Origin of the sequence: Paenibacillus sp. F411 (assembly GCF_017582705.1) — a bacterium.
Classification (GTDB): Bacteria; Bacillota; Bacilli; order Paenibacillales; family Paenibacillaceae; genus Paenibacillus_AQ; species Paenibacillus_AQ algicola.
On record NZ_JAGFIP010000013.1, the window covers coordinates 105,971 to 118,544 of the forward strand.

The following is a 12,574-nucleotide window of genomic DNA, read 5'->3' on the forward strand; positions in this document are numbered from 1 at the left end:
CCCACCTTTTCGTCAAATAACCAAAAGCTATTTTACCATAGGGGAAGTCAACTTGAGAAGTTTTTTTAGCTCCGGCTCAGTACCCCTTTGCCGTCTCGCAGCTTTTCATCCGTGTACTCGACCGCTGTCGTATAGCCGATAAACAGCCCCCACAGCAGAAACAGGCACATCTCTGAAATATTCGTATCCCAGGTCAAGAGCTTGACCGGCGCACTCCATTGCAGCAACGGATTCAGAACTATGAACAGAAGGACCCACCAGACAATCCCATAAGCAATGCCTGGCCAGGGTCCCTTTGCCTTTAGAAACAAGAGCACATACAGCAGGGAAGCTGCAACTGACAATACGATAAAGGAGAGCCACCCAGCCAGCTGACCCGCCGTGGATACGAGAAAGCTGTGCTTAAAGAAGGGCTCCAGCAGGAAGCCCGGAAGGACGGATGTAAAGTTAAAGGCATAGAAGAACCAGCGGATGCCTCCCCAAATGAGTCCCGCGTAAAAGCCTAGCTCAAGCGCAAAGGTAAAGCGGTTCGTGTGAATAGAAGCAGATCTGCTCTGTAATGGATGCATGGAATAAAACACTCTCCTTGATCGTTATACGCCCTTACAAAAGCGGCAAAAGTTTGAATCCTAGTATGCTCCTGAACGTGCTGCCTTAATCAAACTAGAATTTAACTCCAACATTCGATACAATAAGGATATGTATTTAAGCATTTCAAGTATTTTGAGACAGGAAGGTGAATTGTTTGTCCCAAAAGCCCGCTCCGGTCAGCTATGGTGGCCAAGCCGTGATCGAAGGTGTTATGTTCGGCGGCAGGCACGTCAATGTAACTGCTGTACGGAGAAAAAACAACGAAATTAAGTTTCTCGAAGTGCCAAGGGAAGATAAATCCCTGATCCTCAGGCTGCGTAAAATTCCACTGCTACGCGGAATTATTAGCCTCATAGATTCAAGCATCAAAGGCTCCAAGCATCTTAATTTCTCTGCAGATGCCTACGCCGATGACTCTCTGGATCCCGAAGAACGGGAGAAGCAGAAGGAGAAAGAGGATTCTGGCTGGAGCCTCAGCATGATTATTGGAGTAGCGGCGGTCAGCGTACTATCCTTTGTATTCGGCAAGCTCTTGTTCACGCTCGTCCCTGTGTTTGTAGAGGATTTTCTGTTCGGTGATATTATTGACAACTACATTATCCGCAATCTGATCGAAGGCGGCATCAAGCTCCTACTTCTTCTCATTTATCTCTGGGCGATCTCGCAAACCCCGGTCATTAAGCGGCTGTTTCAATATCATGGAGCAGAGCACAAGGTCATCAGCGCCTTTGAAGCCGGTGAAGAGCTGACGGTGAAGAATGTCCAGAAGTACACCCGTCTCCATTATCGCTGTGGCAGCAGCTTCATGATGCTGACAATTGTGCTTGGCGTCGTCGTATATTCCATCGTGCCATGGGATAACCTGACCGAAAGAGTCATTCAGCGCATTGTGCTGCTGCCCGTCGTCCTGGGCATTTCCTTCGAATTTTTGAAGCTTACCAACTCGCTCCGAGAGGTTCCGGTGCTTCGGTACTTGGGATATCCCGGCTTGTGGCTTCAATTGCTGACGACGAAAGAACCGACCGACGATCAGGTCGAGGTTTCCATCGCTTCATTTAACCGGATGCGGGAGCTGGATGCCCAATTCGAACGGGCCGCAACGGCGAAGCCGGCAGCGGGAAGTGTACTTGACCCTGCGAAAGGATGATGAATCCATGTACAGGCTGAGAACGCAGAAGATCATTCTGGGCATCTTTATTTCACTGGCGGCGGTAGGTCTGCTTCTAAATCTGCAGCATTATTATATTCCACTGATCATTGTCGCTGTCGTATTTCTGCTTTACAAGTTTCCGCCTGGTACCCGGCGCCGCCCCAAGGTCAAGCCTTCACGCAAGACTCAGGCCAAGATCAAGGCAGCAAGGACAGCCGGCATGAAGGCAGAGCCCTCTCAATCATCCCGAAAGAAGCGGTATCCGTTCCAAGTTATTGAAGGCAGCAAGGGAAAAAGTGAGGACGAGGACATGCCAAAGTATCATTAATCTCACATACACGCCAAAAGGGCTGCTTCGCAAAGGAAATCACCTTTGCGAAGCAGCCCTTTTTAATTCAAAATCCTTATTGCGGGATCCATTCCTTAAAAAACTGCGTCCCTGCCATCAATCCTGATTGATATAATGCCTCGCTTTCAGCTTCCGACAAATCAAAATGGGTTGTGCCAATACCGAGGGTCGGGATCTTAATCGTGCGGTTTCGGTTCTCCTTCTCAATATACCGTTCATCATGCGCAGACAGCATCGTTTCAAACATGGCACTCAGCATACTGAATGGTCCTGTGATTTTATGCGGCTCTTCTGCATGCTTGCCGACCATTTGAAAGCCCACGACAGGGGGAGGCTTTGAAAGTCCTGTTCCTTTTCGTTTGCGGTCAAAGAGCCATAACGGAAAATTGCTAAGCAGCCCGCCATCGACAATGTACACAAATTGCTCATTAAAGGCCTTTCCTCTAGCCGGCTCCCCAATAAGCCTCAGAATGACCGGATCAAAGAAGTAAGGAATGCTGCAGCTCATCCGTACGGCCTTCGCTACAGGAAACGTGGCCGGATTGATCCCGTAGTTTCGCAAGTCATCCGGAAGGACGAGCAGCTTTCCGTTCGTAATATCCGAAGCCACAATGTAGAGCTTGCCTGCAGGAATATCTGAAAAGGTGACGATGCCCTTGGCAAGCAGCAGACTGCGTACCCATTGCTCCAGTGCTTCTCCGGAGTATAACCCTTTTTTCAGCAAGACCCGAAGAGCAGGTCCAACGAAGGCCGTATCAAAGAACGGCGCCCGCACCAGGAGCCGTTCAAAAGGCATGTTCTTAATGATGTGTTTCATCTCATCAGCGGTATAGCCTGCTGCCAGCACGGACGCTACAATGGAGCCTGATGAGGTCCCAGCTACCCGTTTAAAGTTGATCCCTTGCAGCTCCGCCGCCTTTACGGCTCCAGCCAGTGATATGCCTTTGACGCCGCCACCCTCAAATACGGCATTAATATCCATAATAAAACCCCCGCCTCACATGGTCTATTGACTATGTATGAGAACGGGGGAGTATTCATGTCTTACAACGTACTGATTTAGGATTGATAATATAATTTCAATTGATCCAGCAGCCCGAGCGGATTGCCGAGCAAGTGCTTGGCTCTGAAGAACAGGCTCCCTTGGATATCCTTGTATTTGTCATTGTAGCGAAGCTGGTTAATAATTTCAGTGGCTGTCTGCCAATTCTTATCCTGGGCCGGATCGCCGACCTTGTATGCCGCATGTCCGATCAGGAGATCGACTCCGGTTCCGGAAACCTCCTTCACCCACCAGTCCACCAGCTTATCGTAATCCGCAGCGGTATAATTCATGCTCCAGTAGATTTGCGGGGCGATATAATCGATCCAGCCATTCTGAATCCAGGTCCGTGTGTCGGCATACATGCTGTCATAGGCTGTAACCCCTGCTTTGGTCGGAGATCCTGTTCGGTCTGCGGTATCATTGCGCCACACGCCGAAAGGACTGACCCCGTAGTACACCTGTGGCTTCACCCGCTTGATGCTTTCTCCCAGCTCTTCAATAAAGGTATTCACATTGCCGCGCCGCCAATCTGCAACGGTACGATATGAGCCTGTATTGTACAGCGCATAGGAGCTGGAGTCAGGGATCGACGTATTAGACGGATAAAAATAATCATCCAGATGAATTCCATCTACATCATAACCGTCCACCACTTCGATAATCGTATCTATAATATGCTGTCTCGCTGCAGGGTTGCCGGGATCGATCATCAGCTGGCTGTTCACCTTCAGAATCCAGTCCGGATGAGCGACAGCAATATGATTGGCAGCGAGGCCGCTTGTGGATAGCTCGGTATGCGCTCGAAACGGGTTGAACCAGGCGTGAAATTCCATTCCCCGCTTCTGCGTCTCCTGAATCATAAATGCAGCAGGATCGTAGCCGGGATCCTTGCCCTGAGTTCCGGTCAGTGCCTTCGACCAAGGAACCAGTGCCGAGGAGTACAGTGCGTCACCTGCAGGCCGAAGCTGCACAAACACCGCATTGAATCCAGCCGCCTGCAGCTTGTCCAGCATTTGGATGAAGTCCTGCTGCTGCTGCGCTGCGGTCGTCTTCGTGGCAGGCCAGTCCAGATTATAAATACTGGACACCCAGGCTCCCCGAAGCTCCTTCTCTACCGGCTGCGGTACTACCGGCGGGATTCCCGGCTCCTCGGGAATGATCCAGCCGCTGGTCATATCAATGATCTTCTGCTGCTGATTCCACTTCACAGTCAGCCCCAGCTTCTCGCTGATGAACCTTAGCGGCACCATCACTCGGCCGTTCTGGATTTGAACCGATGCACTCAGTGCCTCCGGCACTCCATTAACAATGGCCGTTGGAGATCCCGATTTCAGGCTGATGCTTATGTTCTGCTGCGAAATCACAGCCGTTTTCGTGCTTTGGTTCCATGCAATGGATGCGCCCAGCCCTTCGCTGATGACGCGAGTCGGCACCATCGTCACATTTACTTTAGAAAGGATGTACGGCGGTACATCGCTGTACAGCCTCTGACCGTCAAGCAGAATCTGGATGTCGGGGCTTTGCGCCTTCGCAGCGGGAACCACCGACGGGAGACACAACAGGGTCAACAGCAGCACCAGCAGCCATCTTCGTAACTTCATTCTTTAGAACCTCCAGTTTCTAGGTTTCGCAGGCAACCTTTCATGAAAAAAGCATCTGTCAACTGCGGACAGATGCCCTTTCTACGATTCGCTAACCAATTCCTGATGAATATTCCGTAGCTCCTTGAGACGTTGTTCATCCCGATTAAAATATTCTACCAGGGTCTCTATACAAGTTATGGAGTCCCAGCTCAGATGATGCTCAATTCCTTCTACATCCGCGTAAATATTCTCTTCCTGTACGCCAATGATGCCCAGGAACTGCTCCAGCAGCTGATGGCGGGCCATCAAGCGCTTCCCCATCTTCTTGCCCTTGCTGGTCAAGACGAGGCCGCGATACTTCTCATAGATCAAATATTCATCCTTATCAAGCTTCTGAATCATCTTCGTGACGGATGAGGGGTGAACCTCCAAGCCTTCGGCAATATCCGAAACGCGCGCATAACCCTTCTCTTCAATCAGCTTGTAGATGCGCTCCAAATAATCCTCCATGCTGGGTGTAGGCATCTTCATTTCCCTCTTTTCTCATATCTTCCAAAACGTCCGGCAACGGTGTACCTGCACCGTTAATGATACATGTTCTCAATAGCACTTGGCAAGTCCTGCCGGGATCGCCTGTTTGTAATTGTCAGGTGTCAAGACGAGAGTCAAGGTCCATACTATGCTTAGCTTACAGAAAGAAGGTGCAGCCGTGGCCGAGACGACATTGACAGCTCCACCCGTCAAACGCATTCCCAAGCCGACCAAGCCGTTCATCCCCGACCTTGTTTATTTTGAACCGGATGCGCTGGAATATCCCAAGGGTCAGAAAATTATGGAGTTCGTCAAAGCACGCAACATTGAATACCGCATGACAACCTCTCACAACCGGATAACCAATCTTCCCGGGGAGACGGAGCAGGAAAAGTACCGGATGGCCAAAAGAACCCTCGTCGTCGGCCTGCGAAAAACGCTGAAGTTTGACCAGTCCAAGCCGTCGGCAGATTATGCGATTCCCATTTCCACCGGCTGTATGGGCCATTGCCATTATTGTTATTTACAGACGACGCTGGGCTCCAAGCCCTACATCCGAGTTTATGTTAACACAGAGGATATTATAGGCGCTGCGAAAGGCTATATTGACGAAAAAGCACCGGAAATCACAACCTTTGAAGCCGCCTGTACCTCTGATCCCGTCGGGATTGAGCATATTACCGGTACGCTGCAGGAACTGATCACATTTATGGCCGGACAGGAGCATGGGCGACTTCGGTTTGTAACAAAGTTTCACCATGTCGGTCCTTTGCTTAATCTGAATCACAACGGTCATACCCGAATCCGGTTCAGTGTCAATGCGGATTATGTGATTCGCCAGTTTGAGCCTGCCACCTCGCGCTTTGAGGAACGAATTGAGGCTGCATCCAAAATCGCCCATGCCGGCTATCCGTTAGGCTTCATCATCGCTCCCATCATTTGGTATGACGGCTGGGAGGAAGGCTATGCAGAGCTGCTAAAGCGCCTCTCGGATTCACTGCCGCCCGAAGCAACCAAGGACCTGAGCTTTGAGATGATTCAGCACCGTTTTACCAAGACGGCCAAAAACGTGATTCAGCAGCGTTACCCCAAAACCAAGCTGGAGATGGATATTGAAAAAAGAAAGCAAAAATGGGGACGCTGGGGCCAATACAAATATGTATACCCTGATGAACAGCAAACCGCCCTGCGACAATTTATCACAGAGCGGATCTTTGACCATTTTCCAGAGGCAAGGATTGATTACTTTACGTAATTTAGAAACGAAGCCATTCCGGCGTTATGCTTTGAAGCCAGATCGTAATTCTAAACATTTGATTGCTAAACAGCAAGATCCCCATAAGAATCATTAGCGCACCGCCGACCTTCATCAGCACACTGGAATATTTGAGAATCCAGCGCGTGGATCCGATGAAGAATGCCAGGATAAAGAAGGGAACTGCAAATCCGAGAGAGTATGACGTGATCAGCGGGAACCAAGTGCCGGGATCGGTGGCCGCGAGGGCAATAATAGCCATCAGGATCGGGCCTACGCAAGGGGACCACCCTGCAGCAAACCCGATTCCGAACAAAAAGGTGCCTATGTATCCCGCCGGCTTGGATTTGAAATCGAACTTGCGGTCCTTCATGAGAAACCGGGGCTGAAACAAGCCAACCAGCATCAGACCCATCAAGATAATAAGCAGCGCCGAGAGCTGCCGGATCAAGTCCTGATACTCGATAAAGAATTCTCCAAACAGTCCCGCTCCCCAGCCGAGCGTATAATATACGGAGGAGAACCCGAGGATAAACGCCAGCGTGTGACTCATGGTGCGCATGCGAACGTCCTTGCGGTTCTGCTCCGTTTTTAATTCATTGACCGACATGCCGGTAATGATCGAAAGATAAGAAGGATACAGCGGGAGACAGCAGGGCGAAATAAACGATGCGAAGCCGGCTGCAAATGCAATTCCTATATTCATATCAGCCATAAGTACTCCCCCTTAAGATGAAAAGCCTTTTTTGCCAACCAGCGCCAGCGTCAGGAACGAAATCAGCAGCAGCACAATCGTAGCTCCGGGCGCCAGATTGAACACGCCGGCCAGCATAAGACCTCCGACCACCGCAATCTCCGACAGAATGACTGACAGTACAATGGCAGAGCGGAAGCTTCTGGCCAGCAGCAGGCTGGCCGCAACCGGGATTGTCAGCAGTGCAGATACGAGCAGCGCCCCCACAATCTTGATGGCCGTGCTCACCACGAGCGCCGTCAACACTGTAATGATCATATTGATCCATTTTACCGGCAGGCCGCTGACGCTGGCTGCATCCTCTTCAAAGCTGAGCAGGAACAATTCCTTGAAAAAGAGCGATATCACCGTAATCACGACGACCGTTACGCCCCCCACCAGATACAGATCGTTGACATCCAGTGTATAAATACTGCCGAACAGATAGCTCATAACATCCGTATTGTAGCCCATGCCCAAAGTGAAGAACAGCGAGGCAAGCGCGACCCCCCCGGACATAATAATCGCAATAGACAGCTCTGCATAGCTCTTGTACGCTTTGCGGAGCTTCTCTATTGCGAAGGATGCAGCTACGGCGAACACAAGCCCTGCCGCCAGAGGATAGACCTCAATCAGAAATCCAAGTGCGACGCCCGCAATCGTTACATGCGAAAGCGTATCGCCAATCATGGACAATCGCCTCAGCACAAGGAAAATACCGATTAACGGCGCGGTAACGCCGATGAGCAGCCCGCCAAGCATGGCGCGCTGAAAGAAATCACTTGATAAAATATCCAGCAAGACGTAATTCTCCTTCCTAAACGAGCGAATGCGTCAGATCCTGCTCCACACAGTCCTGGGCATCATGGGAGTGGCGAACATAAAACTGAATTTTGCCGTTCTGAGACACCGGCTTTTCTCCCAGCTCACCGCGAACCATATCCAGATCATGCGTCACCATGAGAAAAGTCATATCGTGATGCTCATGCATATGGGTAATCAGCTCAAAAAAACTGGCCTGAGTCTCGGCGTCAATCCCGATCGTTGGCTCATCGAGAACGAGCAGATCCGGCCGATTGATCAAGGCCCGCGCCAGAAACACACGCTGCTGCTGTCCCCCGGAAAGCTCGCCAATGCGTTTGCCGGCAATGTCCTCAATACGCATCACTTCCATGGCATCACTGCACTGCTGATGCTGCTTCCGGGTAATCCGGCGGAACATATTCTTGCGGTTGTAGAGGCCCGAGAGGACCACTTCCCGAACCGTTGCCGGAAACAACGGGTTAAAGCTGTTCTTCTGCGGTACATAGCCGATCCGTTCCCAATCACGGAAGCGGCGGATTGGCTCTCCAAATAATTCAATACTTCCATGCGCTGAGGGCAGTAAACCTACAATCAGGCGAAGCAGCGTCGTCTTCCCGGCTCCATTCGAGCCGACAATGCCGACGAAATCCCGTTCCTTAACGGTAAAATTAAGCCCCTCCAGCACCTGCTGCTGACGGTAAGAGAATGAAATATCTTTAAGCTGTATAATCGGCTGATGACAATCCAGCGCGTCCGGAAGCATACCTTGGCCGCCTTTCTGTAAAATATGAAGCCGGGTGATATGAACATATCCCCGGCCATCTCTTCTTATTGTAATGCCTTCTTCAAATTTTGCAAATTGTTTTCCATCAATGAAAAGTAATTCTCTCCACTGGCTTCCTGCTCCTTGGTTAAGCCCTCCACCGGATTCAGCACCAGCGTCTCAACCCCGGTCTCCGCAGCCAGCGTTTTGGCCAGCTGATCCGATACCAGCTCTTCAAAGAAAATGTAGCGAATATTGTTCTCCCGCACCGTATTGGCCAGCTTGACAATATCCTGCGCCCGCGGCTCGGCATCCGGAGACAGTCCCATAATTGCATGCTGCTCCAGGGAGTAGTCCCGCGTCAAATACCCGAACGCTTGATGAGATACCACAATCTGACGGTTCTCAAAGGCGGCAAGCTCCTGCTCAAACTTCTGATCCAGTGCAGCAAGCTGCTCCTTCAAGACTTCATATCGTTCCTTATAACCGTCAGCATGATCCGGATCTGCTTCTGCCAGGCTCTTGTAAATATTCTCGGCCATGATCTGTGCAGACTTCGGACTTACCCAAGTATGGGGGTCCACATATTTGGCATCCACAGCCTGCTGCTTCTCTTCCGCTGCGGCCTCGCCGCTATGGTCGTGATCATGTCCCTCTTCCGCTGCGGCCTCGCCGCTATGGTCGTGATCATATCCCTCTTCCGCTGCAGCCTCGCCGCTATGGTCGTGATCATGTCCCTCTTCCGCTGCGGCCTCGCCGCCGTGGTCGTGGCCGTGCTGATGCCCGTCATCCTCGTTCGTATAGATTAGATCGATGCCTTGGCTAACCTCAACCGGCTTAACCTGGCTGTCTTGATCCAAGCCTTTGAGAAATCCCGGCACCCAGCCCTCCATGCCTGCTCCGTTGTACAGGAACAGCTGTGCTTTAGAGGTTTGAATAATATCCTGGCTCCGCGGCGTCCAATCATGTGCCTCTACACCGGTAGGAAGCAGATTGATGACATTCGCATCCTCTCCCCCGATGGTCCGTGCAAATTCATAAATAGGATAAAATGTCGTAATGACATTAATCTTCTCTTCCGAAATAGCTGCCTTCTGACTACCCGTGTCATTGCCGCAGCCCGTTACCACCATTACCAGTGACAATAACAAAGCCCCATATGCTGTCTTCCATTTCATGCTTCCGTCTCCACTCCAATCCCGTTGTTCAAATCGTAATAATTACTAGATAGAGATTATAAGAGTAGTTGTTCCTATTGTCAACCACATCGTTATCGTTACTAATAAACTTGAACAAAAAAAGTGTGAGGACGGCAGCCGACTACCGGCACGCCGTCCTCACTAGTAACCTCTGTAGCACTTATTTTACGATCGCACCGTTTGGCATGGAATCCGGCACCGCAGCCAGCGTCAGCTGATTCCCGTGGGAGGCTGCCAAGATCATGCCCTGAGACATTTCTCCACGAAGCTTGACTGGCTTCAGGTTCGTGACACAGATGACTTTTTTGCCGACCAGTTCCTCCGGGCTATAGTGCTTCGCAATGCCCGATACGACCTGACGCTGCTCGAAGCCCAGATCCAGCTGCAGCTTCAGCAGCTTATCCGCCTTTTTCACCGGCTCACAAGAGATCACCTGCGCCACTCTCAGCTCTACCTTCGCAAAATCCTCAATCCCGATCTCTTCCTTCAGCTCCACTTCTTCCTCAGCCTCTGCAGCTTTGCCCTCTGCTGGCTGCTCCGTGATCGCTGCAGGCTTGGCGCCTCCATTCATCGCTTCAGCAATAAAGGCTACCTCCTGCTCGACGTCCAGACGCGGGAAGATCGGTTCCCCTTTCTGGAGCTTCGTGCCGCCAGGGATGCTGCCGATCTCACGTCCGCTGTCCCAATGCGTTAACGGTCCAGCCTCGATGCCCAGCTGTTCCCAAATTTTCTGCGGCGTACGGGTCATGAACGGCTGAAGCAGAATGGAAGCAATACGCAGTGACTCTACCAAGTGGCTCATCACGGAGGCAAGCTCCTGTCGTTTGCTCTCATCCTTCGCGAGGGTCCACGGCTGGGTCTCATCAATGTATTTGTTGCTGCGGCTGACGAACTGCCCGATGGCGCTGAGTGCTACTGAAAACTCCAGCTTCTCCATCGCTTCTTCTACCTTGCTGTAGACGCCTTCTGCCGCTTCCTCCATTGCCTCATCAAAAGCGGTCACACCGCGCTCGAAGGAAGGAACCTCTCCGTCAAAATATTTATCGACCATCGCCACCGTACGATTGAGCAAATTCCCCAGATCATTCGCCAAATCAGAGTTCACGCGCTCTACAAAGCTCTCTGGCGTAAACGTGCCGTCCGCTCCGAATGGAACCTCGCGCAGCAAATAGTACCGCAGTGCATCCAGGCCGTAGCGGTCGATCATCGTAACCGGGTCCACCACATTGCCCTTGGATTTGGACATTTTTCCGTCCTTCATCAGGAGCCAGCCATGTGCAAATACCTTTTTCGGCAGCGGCAGGTCCAGGGCCATCAGAATGATCGGCCAGTAAATCGTGTGGAACCGGACAATTTCCTTGCCCACGAGATGAACATCGGCAGGCCAGTATCTGTCATATAAGGAGGTATCCTCGGAGCCGTAGCCCAGAGCCGTCACATAGTTCAGGAGTGCATCGATCCAGACGTAAACGACATGCTTGGGATCACTCTTGACCTTTACCCCCCACTCGTAGGTTGTACGAGAGACGGCGAGATCTTCCAGGCCGGGCTTGATGAAATTGTTAATCATCTCATTTTTGCGGGAAACAGGCTGAATGAAATCCGGATGCTCCTCATAGTATTGCAGCAGCCGGTCTACGTACTTGCTCATCCGGAAGAAATAGCTCTCCTCCTTCACCAGCTCCACGGGACGGCCGCAGTCCGGACATTTTCCATCCACCAGCTGACGCTCCAGGAAGAACGATTCACAGGGCGTACAGTACCAGCCTTCATAATCACCTTTATAAATATCTCCTTGAGCCAGCAGGCGTTCGAAAACGTCCTGAACGACCTTGGTGTGACGAGCCTCTGTCGTCCGAATAAAATCTTCATTGGAAATATCAAGCTTTTTCCACAGATCCTGAATGCCTGCCACGATATCATCGACAAATTGCTGCGGCGTTTTGCCGGCTTCCTGAGCCTTGCGCTCGATCTTTTGACCATGCTCATCCGTGCCTGTCAAATAACGCACATCATAGCCTCTCAAGCGTTTGTAGCGCGCAATCGCGTCACCTGCTACCGTCGTGTAGGCATGCCCGATGTGAAGCTTGTCACTGGGATAGTAAATTGGCGTTGTCAAATAGAAGGTTTTCTGTTCTGCCATTGAGATCTCCATCCTTTAATTAAAATATGTTATTTATGGTGCAGGCCGCAGCGACGTGCCTTGGCAAGGTTAAGTCAATAAGGACCGCCCTTAAGGATACAAAAAACTCCCGTCCCCATGGGACGAGAGTCAGCTCACGTGTTACCACCCAAATTCCCCGGACTCCTTACAGAGTCAGGCTTATCCGCCTGCAGCAGGCCGCCATTAACGCTGGATCACGCTATTGTCTCACCCTGCCGGATGGAATAATCACCGGAAGAAGCTCGACAACAGTTCCTCCAAGACCATCTTCCGCCAGGACCCCGCTGACCGGTTCCCACCTATCCCGGCTCTCTGTGCAGCATGCACTGTCGTACTCATCTCTTCATAGGAAAAATATTCAACTCTGCTTACTTAATACACCCAATATAATCAACGATCAGACGTAA

At 51.1% G+C, this 12,574-nt stretch carries 12 protein-coding genes; 3 read left to right on the forward strand and 9 right to left on the reverse strand.

Going from position 1 to position 12,574, the window contains the following annotated elements; all coding sequences use genetic code 11:
- Positions 1–65 precede the first annotated feature (65 nt).
- Positions 66–569: a YqhR family membrane protein gene (locus JJQ72_RS14230; protein WP_208204071.1), complete on the reverse strand. Its 504-nt coding sequence runs from the start codon at positions 567–569 to the stop codon at positions 66–68.
- Positions 570–745: 176 nt separating this feature from the next.
- Between JJQ72_RS14230 and JJQ72_RS14235 the strand changes: the two genes are divergently transcribed.
- Together JJQ72_RS14235 and JJQ72_RS14240 are read left to right on the forward strand one after the other, a co-directional pair.
- Positions 746–1,738, forward strand: a complete 993-nt coding sequence (locus JJQ72_RS14235) for a DUF1385 domain-containing protein (RefSeq protein WP_138225471.1) — start codon at positions 746–748, stop codon at positions 1,736–1,738.
- 7 nt (positions 1,739–1,745) lie between these two features.
- A complete protein-coding gene (locus tag JJQ72_RS14240; RefSeq protein WP_208204072.1) occupies positions 1,746–2,069 on the forward strand; it encodes a hypothetical protein in 324 nt (107 codons plus the stop codon).
- A 76-nt stretch (positions 2,070–2,145) separates the two neighbouring features.
- On the opposite strand, the gene JJQ72_RS14245 is transcribed toward JJQ72_RS14240, so the two are convergent.
- The 3 genes from JJQ72_RS14245 to mntR all read right to left on the reverse strand — a co-directional run bounded on the left by JJQ72_RS14245 (position 2,146) and on the right by mntR (position 5,243).
- Positions 2,146–3,072 (reverse strand): patatin-like phospholipase family protein, encoded by a 927-nt coding sequence (locus JJQ72_RS14245; protein WP_208204073.1) that lies wholly within the window; start codon positions 3,070–3,072, stop codon positions 2,146–2,148.
- Positions 3,073–3,149: 77 nt separating this feature from the next.
- Complete coding sequence (locus JJQ72_RS14250) at positions 3,150–4,736, reverse strand: family 10 glycosylhydrolase (RefSeq protein ID WP_208204074.1); 1,587 nt, start codon at positions 4,734–4,736, stop codon at positions 3,150–3,152.
- 81 nt (positions 4,737–4,817) lie between these two features.
- Positions 4,818–5,243, reverse strand: coding sequence for a transcriptional regulator MntR (gene mntR, locus JJQ72_RS14255; protein ID WP_138225467.1), 426 nt, complete (start codon positions 5,241–5,243; stop codon positions 4,818–4,820).
- Positions 5,244–5,427: 184 nt separating this feature from the next.
- Between mntR and splB the strand changes: the two genes are divergently transcribed.
- Entirely contained in the window at positions 5,428–6,504 is a 1,077-nt protein-coding gene (gene splB, locus JJQ72_RS14260) for a spore photoproduct lyase (protein WP_347880757.1), read from the forward strand.
- A 1-nt stretch (position 6,505) separates the two neighbouring features.
- On the opposite strand, the gene JJQ72_RS14265 is transcribed toward splB, so the two are convergent.
- From JJQ72_RS14265 to metG, 5 genes are all read right to left on the reverse strand, one after another.
- On the reverse strand, positions 6,506–7,219 hold the full coding sequence (locus tag JJQ72_RS14265) for a cytochrome c biogenesis CcdA family protein (RefSeq protein ID WP_138225465.1): 714 nt from the start codon (positions 7,217–7,219) through the stop codon (positions 6,506–6,508).
- Between the two features lie 12 nt (positions 7,220–7,231).
- Complete coding sequence (locus JJQ72_RS14270; RefSeq protein ID WP_175415408.1) at positions 7,232–8,035, reverse strand: metal ABC transporter permease; 804 nt, start codon at positions 8,033–8,035, stop codon at positions 7,232–7,234.
- A gap of 19 nt (positions 8,036–8,054) precedes the next feature.
- Positions 8,055–8,804, reverse strand: coding sequence for a metal ABC transporter ATP-binding protein (locus JJQ72_RS14275; RefSeq protein WP_208204076.1), 750 nt, complete (start codon positions 8,802–8,804; stop codon positions 8,055–8,057).
- Between the two features lie 65 nt (positions 8,805–8,869).
- A complete protein-coding gene (locus tag JJQ72_RS14280; RefSeq protein WP_208204077.1) occupies positions 8,870–9,982 on the reverse strand; it encodes a metal ABC transporter solute-binding protein, Zn/Mn family in 1,113 nt (370 codons plus the stop codon).
- Between the two features lie 181 nt (positions 9,983–10,163).
- On the reverse strand, positions 10,164–12,146 hold the full coding sequence (metG, locus tag JJQ72_RS14285) for a methionine--tRNA ligase (RefSeq protein WP_208204078.1): 1,983 nt from the start codon (positions 12,144–12,146) through the stop codon (positions 10,164–10,166).
- Positions 12,147–12,574: the final 428 nt, after the last annotated feature.